We start from the raw sequence: 18507 nt of genomic DNA on the forward strand, positions 1-18507 counted from the left end.
CCCGTGAAATCGGGGCTTTTTTTTTTCGGGAGGCGCGATCCGGCGCGGGCCAGGCAAGGTCTGCCGGAACTCCCTCGCCGGCCTCGTAATGCTTCCCGGCCTTGAGCTTTGGGTTGAGGGCAGAGCACTGTCCGTCACGCGGCCGGGAAACAAACGATTCTTGGCTCCGTCAGACAGCCGACAGCCCTTGCCTGGCCCGCGCCGGATCGCTTGCGGTCGTGTGCAGAGTCTGGGAAAAAAAAGCAATGTGTGCAGGGGGTGAGCCCCCCTGCACGTCGGAGGCATTCTTTTCGGGTGGCTCGTTGCGCATCGGGTTGCTTTGCCGTCAAATCTCCCGGATGGCCTGGGTCAGTTTCTTCTGGTCGTCCTTGAAGAGCTTGTAATTGATGGAATCCTCCAGCGCCTGGCGGCTGGCCTCGATGATGTTGTAGGATACTCCCACCGTGGTCCATCGGCTCTTCTGGTCTCCTGATTCGATAAGCACCCGCACCACGGCTGCGGTTCCGCCATGCCCGTCTTCACGAACCGATCCGGTCAGGACGCGCACTTTGAAGTCCAGGAGGTGCATCTCGCCCAGGTTGGGGTAGAAGCGTTCAAGGCCTTTGCGCAGGGCGCAGTCCATGGCGTTGACCGGGCCCTTGCCAGTGGCCGCCGTGTGTTCGATCATTCCGCCCACGCGCAGCATGACCGTGGCCTCGGTGAAGGGCTCCATCCCTTCGGTGAAGACCGAGTCCATGATGCGGAAGCTGATCAGCCTGAAATAGTTGCGGGCTCGTCCCAGCACGCGGTTGACCAGCAGTTCGTAGGACGCTTCGGCAGCGGAATATTCGTAGCCCTGGTCCTCGCGGTTTTTGAGCTCGGTCAGAAGCTCAAGGACAAAGGGATCGCCCTTGTCCAGTTCGAATCCGTACTGCTTGGCCTTGAAGAGGATGTTGGACTGTCCGGCCAGGTCGGAGAGCAGGATGCGCTGCTTGTTTCCGACCAGTTCGGGTTCGATGTGTTCGTAGGTGCGGGGGTTGCGGCGCACCGCTGCGACATGCACCCCGCCCTTGTGCGTGAAGGCCGACTGACCTGTGTACGCCTGGCGTTTGAAGCAGCGCAGGTTGGCCACTTCGGCCACAAAGGCCGAGGTGTCGGTCAGGCGTTCAAGCTTCCCTTCGGGCAGGCAGGAATATCCCATCTTGAGTTCAAGGTTGCCGATGATGGAACAGAGGTTGGCGTTGCCGCAGCGTTCGCCATAGCCGTTCATGGTGCCCTGGACCTGAATGGCCCCGTGCCTTACGGCCGCCAGGGAATTGGCCACGGCTAGCTCGCAGTCGTTATGGACGTGGATGCCCAGGGGTGCTTCGGGCAGGCGTGTGCGTACCGCGTCCATGATGGCGGCGATTTCTTCCGGCAGGGTGCCGCCGTTGGTGTCGCAGAGCACCAGAAGATCCGAACCGGAGTCCAGCGCAGTGCGCAGGCAGGAGATGGCGTAGTCCGCGTTCTTTTTGTAGCCGTCGAAAAAATGCTCTGCATCGTAGAAGAGTTCTTTGGCGTGGGGGCGCAGGAAGGCGAGGGAGTCGCGGATGAGTTCGAGATTGCGTTCCAGGCTGATTTTCAGGGCATCGGTGACATGGATGTCCCAGGTCTTGCCGAAGATGGTCATTACCGGAGCGCCGGATTCGATGAGCGCGAGCAGATTGGCGTCGTTCTCCGCCGAGACCTTGGCGGCATGAGTAGATCCGAATGCCGCCAGCTTGGCCGTGCTGAGCTGGTACTGCTGCATCTCCGCGAAAAAGCGTTTGTCCTTGGGATTGGAGCCGGGCCATCCTCCTTCGATGTAGGCCACCCCGAGCTGGTCCAGTTTGGTGGCGATGCGTAGCTTGTCCTCTGTCGAGAGATTGAGCTCCTCGGACTGGGTGCCGTCGCGCAAGGTGGTGTCGTAGATTTGAATGGTATTCATGGAGCTCCTGGCGGTGTCCGCCGGCCGTGCGGCCTGATGTTCATGGTTGCATGCCCGACGGGCCTGATTTTGTCATTTTTCGCATGAAAAAAAGCCCCCGGACCTTGCGGTCGGGGGCTTTGTCATTTTGTGCAAATCCGCTTGTGCAGACGCGTCACTCCCCCGACCGTGATCCTGGAATCACGGAAATGAGAATAATAATGGAAATGGGGGTGACGATGTTTTTCATGTTTGTTTCCTGATCGGTTAGATGAACAATGGAGAATCGATTGTCAAGCCTGATCTTTGAATTCCCGGGACTGTGACGCATGCGTCGTCTCCAGGGGTGCATGATTTTAAGGCCGAAGCATGGTGTCCAGGACGATTTTCGCCGCGCGCTCCGTTGCCCCGCCGTTGCCGAGCAGTGATGGCAGGGTGCCAAGTTGATCGAGGACGCGAGCTCTGGAGGGCGTCTCCTCGATCCATTGCGCCACGGCGGCGGCCATGGCAGCAGGGTTGGCGTCGTGCTGCAGGAATTCGGGGAAGACAGGCTCGCCCAGGATGAGGTTCGGCAGGGAGATGAAAGGCACCTTCACAAGCATGCGCCCCACAAGATAGGTCAGGTTCGAAAATTTGTAGGCCACGGCGGTGGGCACTTCAAGCAGGGCCGTTTCCAGCGTAGCGGTGCCCGAAGCGGCCATGATGGCCCGGCAGGAGCGCATGAGTTCGTAACGGGCGGAGCTTTCGACCAAGGTGACCGGAGTGTTCGAGACCCAGCAACTGCGGATCAGCTTCCGGTCCATGCCCGGAGCCACGGGCAATACGAATTCAAGATCCGGATAACGGGCGGCCAGCAGGGCGGCTGCGCGGGAGAAGATGGGCAGCAGGGACGTGATTTCGCGTTTGCGGCTGCCTGGAAGGATGCCGATCCGGTTGTCGTGGCGGCGGACGTTCATGATCCGGGGCGTTCTGATGGAATCAAGCAGGGGATGACCGACATAATCGATGGACAAGCCGTGCCGGGCGTAGAATTCGACTTCAAAAGGAAGGATGGAGACGAGACGGTCGATGTGGCCGCGCAGGAACGCAACCCGGCCCTCCCGCCAGGCCCACAGCTTGGGACTGATGTAATACACGACGGGGATGCCCAGGCTCTGCGCTATTCGGGCTACACGGAAGTGAAAATCCGGAGCGTCGATGACTACTACAACGTCCGGGCGTGACGTTTCCAGCTGACTCTTCAGGGTGCGCAAAAGGCCCATGATTTTGGGCAGCTGGGCCAATACCTCGGTAAAACCCATGACCGAAAGGGCCTCTGTGCGGAGCCGGGGTTCAACCCCTTCTTCCCGCATGGCAGGACCGGCCATGCCCATGAACGATGCTTCGGGGCAGTGCTTACGCAGAGCCTGAACCAGAAGCTGACCGTGCAGGTCGCCGGAGGTTTCACCGGCGTTAATCCAGATGGTGGGCGCGTTTGTCATGGCGTGGCAGTAATTCTTTGGCGCCAAAATAACAAGAAGCCCGATCCCTTGCCCCGCACTAACCTTTGGCATAGGGGAGGCCATGCGTGAAAACACGGTCATCTTCCTGCACAAGTTTTTCTGGGCGGCCTACGTGCTCGTCCTCATCGTGGGTTCTCTGATTCCGGTGGATATGTCCGGCGCTCCGGAGCAGAGCGACAAGGCTGTTCATTTCCTTGCCTATGGCCTGATGGCGTTTTGCTGGCCTGCGACCTGGAGGCGAACCTTTCTGACTGCGTTCTGCCTTGCTGCCGGCCTTGGGCTGCTGCTTGAATTCGGACAGGGCGTCCTGCCTACGGGACGATTTTTTGATCTGTGGGACGCCCTGGCCAACGCCGTGGGTGCCGCGGTCGGCGTGTGTGTGGCCTATGTGTGCTCCCGATCAGGGAACCGGGTTTTGTTTGACGGAGTGAGGCGCAAGACATGAGCGTGGCTGAATTTTGGGCGCAGATTCTGTGGCCTTTGTGCAAACTGATCGGCCTTGTTTCCGTGGGGCTTTTTGTGGGGAACCTGATCGAGGCCATGCACTGGACGCGTTTCATGGCGCGTCTGGCGAATCCTTTGACCCGCATCGGAAGGATGTGCGAAATTTCCGCAGCCAGTTTTTCCGTGGCTTTTGTTTCAGGGGTCACGGCCAACACCATGCTGGCCGAGGCCTACGATCAGGGACGGTTGTCCCGCAGGGAACTGATTCTTACTAATCTTTTCAATAGCTTGCCGACCTATTTTTTGCATCTGCCGAGCATGATCTTCATCACCGTGCCCATCCTCAAATCCGCGGCAGTGGTCTATCTTGGCCTTACGGTGGGGGCGGCGCTGCTGCGCACAATTCTGATTCTTTTCGTGGGCCGGATTCTGTTGACCGGGCTGGACCGCTGTCATGCCATGGAAATGCCCGCCGAAGATAAGCTTGTGGCGCGGCAGGTGCTGCAGAAGACCTGGAATCGCTTCAGGCGACGCATCAAAAAAATCGTCATGATCACCGCACCCATTTATGTCGGGGTTCATTTCATGAACAAGTTCGGCATGTTTTCGGCTATCGAACATTTTCTGGCCGAACACATGAGCGCCATGTCATGGCTGCACCCCAAAGCCATGGGTATCATTGTCTTTCAGCTGGCCGCCGAGTTTTCGGCAGGCATGGCCGCTGCCGGAGCCCTGCTCGACTCCGGGTCCATGTCCGTGCGCGACGTGGTCATGGCGCTCATTGTCGGGAACGTCCTGTCCTCACCGATGCGGGCCTTCCGGCATCAATTTCCCTACTACGCAGGCATCTTCAAGCCGAAACTGGCGCTGGAACTCATCATTTGCAGTCAGGGATTCCGCGTGGCCAGTTTGATCTTTTGCGGAGCCGTTTATTATTGGATGAGTTGATTCGCATTGCGTGAAACGTAATGCGTGAGACGTAAAACGTAAAAGAAAATGCCTTTAAACGAAACTCGGCCCGCTGTCGGCATGGACTTGAGACCCGCCGGAACTCCCTCTCCGGCCTCGTAGAGTTGAATCGTTGCGTGCAGGGCGGAAAATGCAGGCAGCACATCCGGCAACGATTCAACAAACGATGCCTGGCTCGGTCAGACAGCCGACGAGCCTCAAGCCCATGCCGCCAGCGGGCCTTGAGGTTTGCGGGAGCTTTCTTGACGTCCACATGGAACGGGATTGTTGTGCGCCGGGTGGAAAATTCGAGAGATATATCCGGCAACGATCCCGCAGATGATGCAAAGTCGGCAAAAAAAGGACCAAAAAAAACCCGGAATTTCCGGGTTTTTTTGATTTGAATTAACGTCGACGCGGTCCGCCGCGATCGCCGCCTCTGTCTCCGCCTCGTGGCCTGTCGTTGCGTGGGCGGTCGGAGCGGGGCTGAACCGGCTCGGGTTCTTCACCCAGCTCTTCGAGGATGATGGCCTTGCGGCTGAGCTTGATGCGTCCGGAAGGCTCGATGTCGATGACCCTGACGCGGATGGCGTCGCCTTCCTGGACCACATCCGTCACCACGTTGACCCGGTCACGGGCCAGCTGGGAGATGTGGCACAGGCCTTCAAGGCCGGGCAGGATTTCGATGAACGCGCCAAAGTCCATGATTTTCTTGACGATGCCGTCGTAATCCTTGTTCAGTTCGGCCTTCTGGTCGTAGTAGAGGACCATTTCCCGGGCTTTGGCCAGGGAGACGGAATCCGGAGCGAAGATGGAGATCTTGCCCGAATCGTCGATGTCGATGTCGGCGCTCGTGGCTTCGCAGATGGCCTTGATGTTCTTTCCGCCGGGTCCGATGACTTCGCGGATCTTGTCCTGGGAGATGTGCACGATGTCCATCTGCGGAGCAAACTTGGACAGCTCGCCTCTGGGCGCAGCGATGAGTGCTTCCATCTGGTCGAGGATGTTCACGCGTGCGTCCTTGGCCTGATGCAGGGCTTTCTGCATGACTTCGGCCGGGATGCCCGCGATCTTGATGTCCATCTGGATGGAGGTCACGCCGTCGCGGGAACCCGCGACCTTGAAGTCCATGTCGCCGAGGTGGTCTTCGTCACCGAGGATGTCGGTCAGGACCAGGTATTCGTCGCCTTCCTTGATGAGTCCCATGGCGATGCCCGCGATGGGAGTCTTGATGGGCACGCCCGCGTCCATAAGTGCCAGGGTGCCGCCGCAGACGGAAGCCATGGAGGATGATCCGTTGGATTCCATGATGTCGGAGACGACGCGGATGGTGAACGGGAATGCGTCCGGAGCCGGCAGGACGGGATTGAGGGCCCGCTCGGACAGGGCGCCATGGCCGATTTCGCGGCGGCCGGGAGCACGCAGCATGCGCGCTTCACCCACGCTGTAGGGCGGGAAATTGTAGTGCATCAGGAAGCGTCTGGAGGTGTCGCCGGCCAGGGTCTCGATGCGCTGCTCGTCGCGGGTGCTGCCGAGGGTGCAGGTGCACAGGGCCTTGGTTTCGCCGCGAGTGAAGATGGCCGAGCCGTGGGTGCGGGGCAGGAAACCCACTTCCATGATCAGGGGACGGACCGTGGTCAGGTCGCGGCCGTCGATGCGGATCTTGTCGGTCATGATGCGCTGGCGAACGATCTTCTTTTCCAGTTTCTCCATGATCTCGCCCACACCCCTTACGCGTTCGGGGGTCTCGGCAAATCTGGCCATCAGGGCTTCCATCAGGTTCTGCTTGACCTTCTTCTTGGCATCGCGGCGATCCATCTTGCCGGGCACTGCCAGGGCTTCGGTCAGGGGCGCGGTGGCGAGTTCGGCCACGGCTTCAATCAGCCCGGTGTCTTCGGCCGGGGGAATGACAGTGAATTTCTCTCTGCCAAGCTCCTTGCGCAGTTCTTCCTGGACATCGAGCAGAGGCCCAAGCTGGGCATGTCCCCAGGCAACGGCTTCGGTCATGATGTCTTCGGACAGGAACTGGGCCCCGCCTTCGACCATGACCACCGCGTCGCGCGAACCGGCCAGGATCATGTTCAGCTGGCTCGTGGCAAGCTCGGAGGCCGTGGGGTTCAGGAGGAACTGCCCGTCGCGGTAGCCGACGCGGATGGCCGCGATGGGTCCGGCGAAGGGAATCTCGGAGATGTGCAGGGCCGTGGATGCGCCGAGCATGGCCAGGATGTCAGCGGAGCGCTCCTTGTCCGAGGAAATGACCGTGGCGATGACCTGGATCTCGTTGGTGCAGCCCTTGGGGAAGAGCGGACGGATGGGACGGTCCATGAGCCGGGAGGTCAGGGTCTCGTGTTCGCTGGGGCGGCCCACTTCGCGGCGGAAGTAGTTGCCCGGAACACGGCCTGCGGAGTAGAGCATTTCCTGATAGTTGCAGGTCAGGGGAAGAAAATCCACGACCCGGTCCAGGGCCTGATGAGTGGCCGTGACCAGAACGACGGTGTCGCCCCACTGCACGGTCACGGCGCCGCTGGCCTGTAGCGCGAGCTTGCCGTGTTCGATGATGATTTCACTGTCGCCCATGGGGATGGTGCGCCGGGTGGTCTGAAAAGCTGCCATGATTTGCCTCGTGATGGTTTGGGCACTCCCTGTCGAGGGCAGCGGGCGGCGGGTTTGGTGTTTAGTGCATGGCTCAACGCCGGGTTGAACCATGCACTAAACACAAAACCGCAGGCATATGATGCTGCCGGGAGCGCGGTTCAAATAAAGGGCAGGCGGGACCATAGGTCCCGCCTTGAAGATGTCTACTTGCGCAGACCGAGTCTCGCGATCAGATCGCGATAGCGCTGAATGTCTTTGTTCTTCAGGTACTTCAGAAGCTGTCTGCGTTTGCCGACGAGCTTCAGGAGACCTGTGCGGGAATGGAAGTCCTTCTTGTGACCTTTGAAATGGTCAGTGAGGTACGTAATCCGTTCGGTCAACAGGGCTACCTGTACTTCAGGAGACCCGGTATCGGTTTCGGTTTTGCCATATTCCTTTACAACTTCAGCCTTGCGTTCAGGGGTTAAGACCACAGCCATATCCTCCGGTTATCATGTTTCTTCCACCTGACCATATCCAATTGCGAACCAGAGCCTTCAGGCTTGCCAGAGCCCGCGCAGGATGACCCACGACAGTACTCCCGTGCGCATGCTTGCCTCCATCAGGGCCAAGGGGGCCCTGTCGGCGGAGAGCATGAGTGCCCGGTCCCCTTCCTGGGCCGGATAATCGGGAAAAAGGCTCGTCGGCAGCCATGCTCCGTTCTGCACCAGCGCGGCCTGTTCATGACTGAGCACGAGCTTGGGCCAGTGGGGCAGGGCTTGGGTCATGGGCAGGACCAGTTCGTTGAGCTGATCCTTGCTTTCCAGCACTTTTTCCAGATCATGAGCCTGGGCGAGGGTGAACGGGTGGCTTGCCTCCCGCTCCAGTTCGCTGAGCACCGCTCCGCACCCAAGTCGCATCCCCAGGCTGTGGGCCAGGGAGCGGATGTAGGTTCCCGCGGAACAGGTGACTCGAAAATCAAGACTCGGCAGCTCCATGGACATTAGCTGCGAATCGAAAATTGTTACATCCTTGACCTTGACCGGCACTTCCATGCCGGCCCTGTGCAGGGCGTACAGGGGCTTGCCCTGATGCTTGGCCGCCGAAACCGGAGGCACTTCCTGGCTTATGGTCCCCTTCCAGCCAAGTACTTCGGCCCGCACGGTCTCCTGGTCCAGGTGTTCCCAGGGCGCTTCGGCGAGAATCTTGCCCTCGGTGTCGTAGCTGTCCGTGGTCTGTCCCAGGATCAGACGGCCCCGGTAGGTCTTGCGGCCGTCGACCAGATAGCTGGCCAGTTTGGTGCCTTGCCCGAGCAGGACCACCAGTACGCCCGTAGCCATGGGGTCGAGGGTGCCGGCGTGGCCGATTTTTTTCTGCCCCAGGCGGCGCTTGATCTGGTTCAGGCAATCCGCGGACGTGGGACCTCCCGGTTTATGCAAAACCAGGACCCCGTCAAGTTGTTTCAGTGACGGTGCGCTCATGAGTTGGCCAACTCCTCGGTCACGGCCTGGAGCATCGTCGCCTTGGCTTGCTCCATGTCCATGAGCAGAGTCCCGCCGGCGGCGTTGCGATGGCCGCCCCCGCCGAAGCGGAAGGCTACGGCCTGCACGTTGACGCTGCTCTTGGAGCGCAGCGAAAATTTGATGCCATGCTCTTCCTCGCGCAGGCTGATGGCCACCAGCACCCCGTTCACATAAAGGACGGTGTTGACCAGCCCTTCGGTGTCCTCGGGGCCGGTGCCCGTCTGTTCGAAGAGTTCGCGAGTGAAGCAGATGAGGCTGATCTGTCCGTCCGCATGCAGACGGGCCCGTTGCAGAACGGTGCCGCGCATCTGCAGCTGGTTGAGCGTCCCGGTGGACTGCTTCTGTTCATGAAACGGGCCGGGCAAAAGCCCGAGGCGCAGGATTTCTGCCGCCATCTCCAGGGTTTCGGGGCGGGTGTTGTTGAAACAGAAGTCCCCGGTGTCGGAAATGAGCGCCAGATAGATATATTCTCCCAGCAGGCCCACCAGCGGGACACCGAGCTTTCGGGCCAGCATGCCGACCATCTCGCCCACCGATGACGCGCGCTGCTCGACCCAGTTCATGGTGCCGAACAGGGGGTTGCCCAGGTGGTGGTCGATGTTGAACACCTTCTTGGTCTTGAGCCACGGGGCGATGAGCTCTCCGGCCCGCTCGGCGCTGCCGCAGTCCAGGACGATGAGGTTGTCCGGCTCGTCCTCTGGCAACTGGGGCAGAATCTCGCGCTTGGGCGCGAGCCATTCGAAACGGCTGGGTATGCCGGATTCGTTGAACAGGACGACCTTCTTGCCAAGGGCATCAAGAAGTTCTCCCATGGCCAGCATGGAACCCAGGGCGTCGCCGTCTGGAGAAACGTGGGCGAGGACCAGAAAGTTGTCCGCGTCCCGCAGTTGTTCAGTTATCTGTTTCAGGAGGGGCATCGTACACCATGTCTTCGAGAAAGGTATCCCACTTGAAACGCAGGTCCGGGATTCCGCGCAGGTTGAGCTCCTTGCTCAGCCGGGAGCGCAGGAAACCCTTGGCGTGGTAGAGCGCCTTGGTGATCTCTGGCTCTGCCGTGCGTCCGCGTATGTGGGTGTAGAGGACCTCGGCGATGCTGAAATCCCGGTTCAAACGCACCCCGGTGATGGTGACAAGGGCCAGGTTCGGGTCCTCGGCTTCCTGAATCAGGAGAGAGGCCAGGACCTGCATGATCTGATCGCCCATCTGAATGGCGCGTCTCGAATTGCTTCTTTGCATAAAAAATCAGGCTCCAAATACGTCCATGTCGGCATGAACAAGCTCGTCGGCGGTGGAAGCTTCCACCATGGCCAGGACTTTGGACAGACGGCTGTGCACGTGCGCCGTGTCGTTGGAAACCGTGACCACACTGAGAACCAGGGCCTGATGTGAGTCCTGGGCTTCGGTTTCGGCCACAGCCACATTGAAGGTGTTGCGCAGCTTCTGCTTCAAGCTGTTGGCGCTTTTTCGTTTTTCCTTCAAGGAAAAAACGCCGTGCAGCCGGAATTCCAGGCGCAGGGTGCCGATGATCATGGTCGTGTACCGGTCGTGAATCCAACGTGCTGAAAAAATGAAAAGCATGGATTCCCGCCTGCGCGGGGATGACGCACAGGCCGTTCGCGTCACTTCCGTGTCATTCCCGCGCAGGCGGGAATCCATGCCTTTGTTCTCAGGTCGTGAGGATCACAGTTGATCCTCACGGCCGCCCGGGCCTAGATGGTCCGGGCTTCCTCGACCAGCTCAAAGGCTTCGATGATATCGCCGGATTTGATATCATTGAAGTTCTCAAGACCGGCGCCGCAATCGTAACCTTTGGTCACTTCCTTGGCGTCATCCTTGAATCTCTTCAGGGAGCTGAGCTTGCCGGTGTAAATGACCACGCCGTCGCGCAGCAGACGCACGTTGGCGTTGCGCTTGAGCTTGCCGTCACTGACCATGCAGCCGGCGATGTTGCCGATCTTGGGCACGCTGAACACCTGCTGCACATCGGCCTGGCCGAGGTACACTTCCTTGATGTCGGGGGAGAGCATGCCGGACATGGCCGCCTTGATGTCATCTACCAGCTTGTAGATGATGTCGTAGAAGCGGATGTCGACCTTTTCCTGCTCGGCAACTTCCTTGATCTTGGCTGTGGGCCGGATGTTGAACCCGATGATGATGGCATTGGAGGCCGATGCCAGCAGAATGTCGGATTCGGTGATGGCTCCGGCGCCGCCGTGGATGAGGGCAATCTTGATCTCGTCCGTGGACAGCTTGCGCAAGGCCTCGGAGATTGCTTCAAGGGAGCCCTGCACGTCGGCCTTCAAAAGCAGGTTCAGGTTCTGGGCTTCTTCGCCTGCCTTGGTCGCCAGGAAGCTTTCGAGGGTGACCTTGGATTCCTTGGCCAGTTCCTTGTCGCGATGCTTGACGCGGCGTTCCTCGGCGATCTTGCGGGCAACCTTCTCGTCCTTGACGATGACGAACTCGTCGCCAGCCTCGGGGATACCTTCAAAACCCTGGATCTCCGTCGGGATGGCCGGTCCGGCGGTCTTGATCTGCCGGCCCTGGTCATCGAACATGGCGCGGACCTTGCCGCTGATCAGGCCGCACACGAAGGCGTCGCCCTGAGTGATCTGGCCTTCCTGGATGAGAACCGTGCCCACGGGGCCGCGGCCCTTGTCCAGCTTGGCTTCGACCACGTGACCGCGGCCGGGCTTGTCCGGATTGGCCTTGAGGTCGAGCACTTCGGCCTGCAGCAGGATAAGCTCGAGCAATTCGTCCAGGCCTTCACGCTTCTTGGCGGATACGTGGGCGAAGATGGTGTCTCCACCCCAATCCTCGGGCATGAGTCCCAGATCGGACAGCTCGCGTTTGACGCGGTCGGGGTCGGCCCCTTCCTTGTCCATCTTGTTCACTGCCACGACGATGGGCACGCCCGCCGCCTTGGAGTGGCTGACGGCTTCCTTGGTCTGTTCCATGACGCCGTCGTCGGCGGCAACGACCAGGACGACGATGTCCGTGACCTTGGCGCCGCGGGCGCGCATGGTGGTGAAAGCCTCGTGGCCGGGGGTGTCCAGGAAGACGATCTCACCGCGTGACGTGGCCACGTGGTAGGCGCCGATGTGCTGGGTAATGCCGCCGGCTTCGCCCGAAGCCACGCTCGTGGAGCGGATGGCGTCAAGGAGCGAGGTCTTGCCGTGGTCGACATGGCCCATGATGGTCACGACGGGGGGACGGGGCTTCAGATCCTCGGCCTTGTCAGCTTCCTTGGGCAGCAGGAAGTCGTCTTCGGAGAATCCGGCCCTTTCTACTTCATACTTGAACTCGGCAGCCAGAAGCAGAGCCGTGTCGAAATCCAGGGACTGGTTGATGGTGGCCATCACGCCCATGGAAAAGAGCTTCTTGATCAGGTCCTGGGCCTTGATGCCCATCTGATGGGCCAGATCCGTCAGCCGGATAGTGTCATCTATGCGAATCTTGCGCTTGGATGCCTTGAGCGGCTGCGTGTTCTGCGCCTGGGCCCGGGCTCCGCCGGCTCTGCGCGCCTCGGCGCGCTGGGCCTTCTTGCCCTTGCCCATGGAGAATTCTTCCTTGCGGTACAGATCGGCAGCCTCAACGGTGCGGCGACCCTTCTTTTTCTTGCCGCGGCTGTCCTTTGCGCCTTCGGTTTCAGGGGCGGGACGTGGCGGAGCGCCGAGACCTGCCGGGCCGGAAGGGCGCGGGGCGCTCGGGCGTTGGCCGCCGGGACCGCCGGGACCACCAGGTCCTGAGGGGCGTCCGCCCGGTCCGGAGGGCCGTGGAGTATAGCCTGCAGGCCCCATGGGGCGCGCTGCCGGACCCATGGGCCGAACCGGCTGGCCGTCCACGCGGGTATCGGGAAATTCAACGATGGTGGGCCTGGAGATGATCTTGACCTGGACGGAAGGAGGCGCGGGCTTGGCTTTCTTGGTCTTTTTGCGGGCGCGCTTGGCTTCCTCGGACTCGCCTTCGATTTCCTGGGGCGTCTCTTCGCCGGTTTCGGCGGGAGTCACGGCGGATGCCTGGGCGGTTTCTTCGACGGTGGCGTCGCCGGCAGCGGCTAATTCGGCGGCAACAGGCTCTGCAGGTGTCGCTTCAACGGAAACGGGAGCTGCTGCGACCGGGGTCTCGGCTGCGGGCGCTTCTTGCTCTGCAGGTTTTTCAGCCACGGCCTTGTCGCTCTGGACTTCCTCGATGATGCGCGCCGGAGTGACGATGACCGCCTGCGAAGGCTTGCGTGCCTTGGGCTTTTCGGCCGTTTCCGTCACAGTCTCGGCTGCTTCCTCTGCCGGAGTTTCGGCGGGAGTTTCGTCCTTGGGCTGTGCGTCGTCGTCCGCATCCTGGGACTCTGCGGCCGTGACCTTGTGCCGCTTGCGCACGATGACTCCCGAGGTAGCGCGCGTGTCCACGACCTGGGGCGCCGCGGCCCGGTTCTGGTGGTGATTGCGGACCTGCCCAACCTCTTCGTCGGTCAGACTGCTCATATGGCTCTTGGCCGGGATTTTGAGTTCCCGCAATAACGTCATCAAATCCTTGCTGGAGATATCAAGCTCCGTGGCAAGGTCTCTCACCCGCAATCTAGTGGACATGCCCAACCCCCTTACATTTCTTCTGCCAGCCCTTGAATCGCTCGAATCTGTTCCGGCACGCCGCATCGCGGCAAAGATAAAAACCCCGTCCCGGTGTTTTTCCGGTGCTGTCAGCGGTCAGAGTGAGCTCTCCGTGAACAGGGCAGGTAAATCTATATAGTTCGTCTTTGGAAAAGCGCTGCCTGCAAATCACGCACATGCGTATCGGTCCTTGCGTGCAGGCAGTCTTGTCATCCGCTGGAATCATCTATGCTTCGTCTCCGTCCGCGTAATCCGCATCTTCCCCTTCGACCGCGCCTTTTGTTTCCGTTTCCACGGATTCTTCCGGGGTTTCTTCCCGGTTCTGGCTGATGAGAAGGTTCAATGCTCCGCGCAGGGCGCCGATGTTTTCTTCACTGATGCCCTGGATGTCGAGCAGCTGCTCGTTGGTGCAGGCGGCCATGGACTCAAGAGAATCGAAGCCGGCTTCGGCGAAGTCCGCAATGGATACCTGGGCCGCGCTGGCCAACTGTTCCAGCAGGTGGCGATCCTTGTGCACCTTGTTGAAACGGCTGTTGGTGAAAATGTCGATCTTCCAGCCCAGGAGCTTGGCCGCAAGTTTTACGTTCTGGCCCTTCTTGCCGATGGCCGGAGTCAGCTGATCCTCGGGTACCACGACTTCCAGGGATTTTTCCTCGTCGTCGATGGCGATCTTGGAGATGCGCGCCGGAGACAGGGCATTGGCCGCGTAGGTGGCGATGTCCGGGCTCCAGAGCACGATGTCGATGCGTTCGCCGCGCAGTTCCTGCACGATGCTGTGAATGCGCGAGCCGCGGATACCGACACAGGCGCCGACCGGGTCGACGTTGGAATCCTGGGACAGGACGGTGACCTTGGCGCGCAGGCCGGGGTCACGGGCCACGCCCATGATATTCACGGTGCCGTCGGCCACTTCGGGAACTTCACGGCGGAAGAGGGCGGTCATGTACTCGGGGTCGGAGCGGGTGATGATGATCTGCGGCCCGCGTCCTTCCTTGCGCACGTCGATGATGAGTCCCTCGACCCGGTCGCCCTGACGGAAGCGTTCGCGCGGAATCTGCTTGTCCTTGGGCAAAAGGGCCTCGGTGCGTCCGAGGTTGATGATCCAGCCCGAGCGGTCACGGCGCTGGATGATGCCGCTGACGATCTCGTTCTTGCGGTTCTTGTATTCCTCGAAGATGATTTCCTGTTCGGCGTCGCGCATGCGCTGGATGATGACCTGCTTGGCGCTCTGGGCGGCGATGCGCCCGAGGTCCTCGACCTGCAGGCGAAATCCGATGGCGTCGTCGAGCTCGACGTTGGGGTCGTGCTTGACGGCTTCGACCATGAGAATCTCCGTATCGGGATCCTCGACCTCTTCGACCACGATTTTGAACTGGTAGACTTCGATTTCGCCGGTTTCCTCGTTGAAGGTAACCTCGATATCCATTTTGTCACCGTATTTTTTGGTCACGGAGGCCCGGATGGCTTCTTCCAGTGTGTCGATCAGCATCTCGCGGTCGATGCCCTTGTCCTTGCTGATCTGGTCGATGGCTTTTTTGAGTTCCAAATTCATGAACGTCCTCCGTTCTCAGTGCGGAAACAACCCGCCGTATTCCGAAATTTATCGTTTCTTGCCCTGATCAAAGGGCTCGTAGACGAGGTTGGCCTTGCCCACATCGTCCCAGTTCAATTCAAATGTATTGCTGTCGTCGGTCAGCGTAAACAGGGGCGGTTCCACAGCGAGCAGGCGCCCCTTGAAATTTTTTCTGCCTTCGAGCGGGTTTTCCAGGCGGATGCGCACCGTCTGTCCGACATAGGGCTGCATCTGCTCCAGGGAGAAAAAGGGCCGCTCAAGCCCGGGTGAGGACACTTCCAGGGTGAATGCTCCGGGAATGATGTCTTCCACGTCCAGGGCCAGGCTCAGATGCCTGCTGACCTCCGAGCATTCGTCGATGCCGACCCCATGTTCGGAATCCAGATAGACCCGTACGATCTTGTGCCGCCCCCCGGCCGCAAAAAGCAGGTCGATGCCCCAGACGTCGAGGTCTCGGGCCTGACACAGGGGAGTCACCATTTCCATGAGCCGTGCGTGTATTTCGTTTTTGTCCATTTTAAGCCTTCAGGAAAAAAAAAGGTGGACCACGAAAAGGCCCACCCCCATCAGCTACCGAATATCAGTATGACCACATACAGGAGTGGAGCGGGTGACGAGGGTCGAACTCGCGACTCCAAGCTTGGGAAGCTTGTACTCTGCCATTGAGCTACACCCGCTCTGCAACCGTTTCCCTTGCATGAGGGGGGGGATGGCAGTCAAGTGTTTTTTTCCAGCGGCCCTTGTGAACCCTGCGATCATGCATCTCAAGTGGCCTGGTATTTGCTCAATGAGCGTTACCAAGGAGGACCCCCATGCAAGACAGCAGTTATAGCGCCGTATTCGGGGCTCTTACACAACAGCATCGACTGGATAGCATCGCCAATAATTTGGCGAACGTGAACACGACGGGATTCAAGAGCGAGAATCTGGCCTTCCGGGACACTTTTCGCCGTTATGCCCACGACATGATCGACCCCAACACCACCCTGAACGACAAGGTGCCCTGGCCGCAACCCAATCTTCTGGCGCAGCCCAGGATCTCCGAGGCGGTCATCGACATGTCCCAGGGCCCCATGAAGAGTACGGGCAATCCGTTGGACCTGGCCATAGCGGGGGACGGTTTTTTCCGGGTCCAGACTCCCGAGGGGGAATTTCTGACCCGTCAGGGCGTGTACCATCGTTCGGCTGAAGGTTTTGTCGTGGACGCCCACGGCAATCAGCTTCTGGGCCAGGGTGGCCCCCTGCAGATACCCGAGACGGGCTCCGTGCTGGTCGATGCCGACGGAGGGTTTACCGTTGACGGAGAACTCGTCGACACCATCGATCTGGTCCGGGTCGAGGACCCACGGGTACTTGAGAAGATGGGCAACTCCCTGCTTCGCATTCGCCCCGGTGCTGACGCGCAGACCCTTCCGGCCGAGGATTCCACTGTGGAGCAAGGATTTCTGGAGGCGGCCAACGTGAACGTGGTCTCGGAGATGGTCAACATGATCGAGGCCATGCGCGCTTTTGAAGCCTACCAGAAAATGATCAGCGGCTCGTTTGAGCAGGACAAGAAGGCCATCGCAGAGATCGGTGCGCCCAGATAATATCCCCAGGCCTGCTGCCGTCGGACTGATCGCGGGCGGCAGGAGGGGCGCGGGTGATCCCGCAAGGAGAAGACAACATGATTCGCGCTTTATGGACCAGCGCCTCGGGCATGATCGCCCAGCAGCTCAATCTCGATGTCACGGCCAACAACCTGGCCAACGTGAACACCACCGGATTCAAGAAGAACAGGGCCGAGTTCGAGGACCTCATGTACCAGAACATGAAGATCGCGGGTTCTTCCAACCAGGAAGGCAGTCGCCTGCCTACGGGCATGCAGGTCGGCATGGGCGTGCGGCCCGTGTCCGTGCACAAGATCTTTTCGCAGGGAGACTTCCAGAATACGGGCAACCAGCTCGACCTGGTCATCGAGGGTGACGGTTTCTTCCGTGTCGATCGCAACGGCGAGGAGTCCTACACCAGAAGCGGGGCCTTCAAGCTCGACAGCGAGGGCCGCATCGTGACCGACAACGGCCATCCCCTGCAGCCGGAGTTCATCGTCCCTCCCGAGACCCAGAACATCGTCGTGACCGAGGACGGCCGTCTGACCTGCGTGGACAAGGCCGGAGGGGAGATCGCGGGCACGGACATTCCGGTCTACACCTTCGTCAATCCTGCCGGCCTGAAAGCCATGGGACGCAACCTCTACGTGCAGACCGACGGATCCGGCGAGGCGGTGGAGAGCGTGCCCGGCGAGAACAATGCCGGCACCCTGGCCCAGGGATTTCTCGAGATGTCGAATGTGGAGATCGTTGAGGAGATGGTCAACATGATCGTGGGCCAGCGCGCCTACGAGGCCAACTCCAAGTCCATCACCACGGCCGACGGGATGCTGCAGATCGCAAATCAGCTGAAGAGGTAGCTCATGCGTTTTTTTATGGCTCTGCTCATCCTTCTGCTCTGTCCCTGCATGGCCGTGGCCCAGGGCAGGCTGATCGTGGCCGGGGCCGTGTGCGTGGAAGGGCCGGCCATCACCCTGAACGACCTGGCCCGCGCCGAGGGCGAGGACGCGAGGGCCCTGCTGGCCGGCATCGGCGCGGTGCCTCTCCTGGCCTCTCCCAAATTCGACGGCGCGAGGGCGAGCCTCAACGGGGCCAGGTTGCGCGAGCTGATCGTGCAGCGTTTCGGGACGGCCCTGCCGCCCATGGACGTTCCCGATCAGGTTCAGGTCCAGCGCGGCGGGCAGGTGCTCAGCACCCTGTCCATGCGACCGGCCATCGACAAAATTTTGACGAACGCCCTGGCTCATTATGAGGGCGAAGTGGAAATCCGCGAGCATCGCATGGCGGATTATCTCTTCATCTCCGAAAAGGGGCCGGTTCAGATCCGGGTCACTCCCGTGGGCGCTCCCGCTCCGGGACGGATCAGTCTGCGGCTTGAGGCCGTGACCGAGGATGGCCGTCCGGTACAGAGCTTCACGGGCACGGTCTTCGCCGATGTCTGGAAGACCGTGCCCTGCGCCGCCCGCGTCCTGAACAGGGGTGACATCCTGGAGCCGGGTCTGGTGGGCTTTGCGCGCAAGAATCTGGCTTACATGGCGCGGGCGCCTTGGGACGGCGGCAACCTGCCCCTGCGCATGACCGCGGCGGTGGGCGAGGGGCAGGTCATCAGCGCTGACGCGGTGGAATTCATTCCCGTGGTTGCCAAGGGACAGATTTTGACCCTGGTTTACGCGGGGCAGACACTCAAATTGACCGTGCCGGTCGAAAGTCTCGAGGACGGCGGCATCGGCAACACCATCCGGGTCCGGAACATGCAAAGCCGCAGAGTGGTGGCCGCGCAGGTTGTTGACGCCGAAACGGTGCGTGTGCCGTAGGCCGGGAGGAAA

The 18507-nt window shown here is 60.4% G+C and carries 17 protein-coding genes and 1 tRNA gene; 5 read left to right on the forward strand and 13 right to left on the reverse strand.

Going from position 1 to position 18507, the window contains the following annotated elements:
- Positions 1 to 325 precede the first annotated feature (325 nt).
- Both CVU60_12810 and CVU60_12815 read right to left on the reverse strand, forming a co-directional pair.
- On the reverse strand, positions 326 to 1945 hold the full coding sequence (locus tag CVU60_12810) for a citramalate synthase (protein ID PKN41081.1): 1620 nt from the start codon (positions 1943 to 1945) through the stop codon (positions 326 to 328).
- Between the two features lie 335 nt (positions 1946 to 2280).
- A complete protein-coding gene (locus CVU60_12815; protein PKN41082.1) occupies positions 2281 to 3405 on the reverse strand; it encodes a lipid-A-disaccharide synthase in 1125 nt (374 codons plus the stop codon).
- A gap of 82 nt (positions 3406 to 3487) precedes the next feature.
- On the opposite strand from CVU60_12815, the gene CVU60_12820 reads away from it, so the two are divergent.
- Both CVU60_12820 and CVU60_12825 read left to right on the forward strand, forming a co-directional pair.
- Entirely contained in the window at positions 3488 to 3871 is a 384-nt protein-coding gene (locus tag CVU60_12820) for a hypothetical protein (GenBank protein PKN41083.1), read from the forward strand.
- Complete coding sequence (locus tag CVU60_12825; protein ID PKN41084.1) at positions 3868 to 4818, forward strand: hypothetical protein; 951 nt, start codon at positions 3868 to 3870, stop codon at positions 4816 to 4818. The genes CVU60_12820 and CVU60_12825 overlap by 4 nt, the downstream gene beginning before the upstream one ends.
- Before the next feature lie 405 nt (positions 4819 to 5223).
- On the opposite strand, the gene pnp is transcribed toward CVU60_12825, so the two are convergent.
- The 11 genes from pnp to CVU60_12880 all read right to left on the reverse strand — a co-directional run bounded on the left by pnp (position 5224) and on the right by CVU60_12880 (position 15769).
- Positions 5224 to 7431, reverse strand: coding sequence for a polyribonucleotide nucleotidyltransferase (gene pnp, locus CVU60_12830; protein PKN41085.1), 2208 nt, complete (start codon positions 7429 to 7431; stop codon positions 5224 to 5226).
- 185 nt (positions 7432 to 7616) lie between these two features.
- Positions 7617 to 7886, reverse strand: coding sequence for a 30S ribosomal protein S15 (locus tag CVU60_12835; GenBank protein PKN41126.1), 270 nt, complete (start codon positions 7884 to 7886; stop codon positions 7617 to 7619).
- A 63-nt stretch (positions 7887 to 7949) separates the two neighbouring features.
- Positions 7950 to 8873 (reverse strand): tRNA pseudouridine(55) synthase TruB, encoded by a 924-nt coding sequence (truB, locus tag CVU60_12840; protein ID PKN41086.1) that lies wholly within the window; start codon positions 8871 to 8873, stop codon positions 7950 to 7952.
- A complete protein-coding gene (locus CVU60_12845; protein PKN41087.1) occupies positions 8870 to 9832 on the reverse strand; it encodes a bifunctional oligoribonuclease/PAP phosphatase NrnA in 963 nt (320 codons plus the stop codon). The genes truB and CVU60_12845 overlap by 4 nt, the downstream gene beginning before the upstream one ends.
- A complete protein-coding gene (rbfA, locus tag CVU60_12850) occupies positions 9807 to 10151 on the reverse strand; it encodes a ribosome-binding factor A (protein PKN41088.1) in 345 nt (114 codons plus the stop codon). Before rbfA ends, CVU60_12845 begins: the two co-directional genes overlap by 26 nt.
- A gap of 6 nt (positions 10152 to 10157) precedes the next feature.
- Positions 10158 to 10445 (reverse strand): DUF503 domain-containing protein, encoded by a 288-nt coding sequence (locus CVU60_12855; GenBank protein PKN41127.1) that lies wholly within the window; start codon positions 10443 to 10445, stop codon positions 10158 to 10160.
- A gap of 179 nt (positions 10446 to 10624) precedes the next feature.
- Positions 10625 to 13498, reverse strand: a complete 2874-nt coding sequence (locus CVU60_12860) for a translation initiation factor IF-2 (protein ID PKN41089.1) — start codon at positions 13496 to 13498, stop codon at positions 10625 to 10627.
- Positions 13488 to 13697, reverse strand: a complete 210-nt coding sequence (locus CVU60_12865) for a DUF448 domain-containing protein (GenBank protein ID PKN41128.1) — start codon at positions 13695 to 13697, stop codon at positions 13488 to 13490. The genes CVU60_12860 and CVU60_12865 overlap by 11 nt, the downstream gene beginning before the upstream one ends.
- 48 nt (positions 13698 to 13745) lie before the next feature.
- Positions 13746 to 15071: a transcription termination/antitermination protein NusA gene (locus CVU60_12870; protein ID PKN41090.1), complete on the reverse strand. Its 1326-nt coding sequence runs from the start codon at positions 15069 to 15071 to the stop codon at positions 13746 to 13748.
- A 48-nt stretch (positions 15072 to 15119) separates the two neighbouring features.
- Entirely contained in the window at positions 15120 to 15608 is a 489-nt protein-coding gene (locus CVU60_12875; GenBank protein PKN41091.1) for a ribosome maturation factor RimP, read from the reverse strand.
- Between the two features lie 86 nt (positions 15609 to 15694).
- A tRNA-Gly gene (locus CVU60_12880) sits at positions 15695 to 15769 on the reverse strand.
- A gap of 135 nt (positions 15770 to 15904) precedes the next feature.
- Here CVU60_12880 and flgF point away from each other — a divergent pair.
- The 3 genes from flgF to flgA all read left to right on the forward strand — a co-directional run bounded on the left by flgF (position 15905) and on the right by flgA (position 18495).
- Complete coding sequence (flgF, locus tag CVU60_12885; protein ID PKN41092.1) at positions 15905 to 16681, forward strand: flagellar basal-body rod protein FlgF; 777 nt, start codon at positions 15905 to 15907, stop codon at positions 16679 to 16681.
- Positions 16682 to 16758: 77 nt separating this feature from the next.
- Complete coding sequence (flgG, locus tag CVU60_12890; protein PKN41093.1) at positions 16759 to 17541, forward strand: flagellar basal-body rod protein FlgG; 783 nt, start codon at positions 16759 to 16761, stop codon at positions 17539 to 17541.
- 3 nt (positions 17542 to 17544) lie between these two features.
- Positions 17545 to 18495 (forward strand): flagella basal body P-ring formation protein FlgA, encoded by a 951-nt coding sequence (gene flgA / locus CVU60_12895; protein ID PKN41094.1) that lies wholly within the window; start codon positions 17545 to 17547, stop codon positions 18493 to 18495.
- The last annotated feature ends 12 nt before the right edge of the window (positions 18496 to 18507 follow it).

The organism is Deltaproteobacteria bacterium HGW-Deltaproteobacteria-18 (assembly GCA_002841885.1).
Lineage (GTDB): Bacteria > Desulfobacterota > Desulfovibrionia > Desulfovibrionales > Desulfomicrobiaceae > Desulfomicrobium.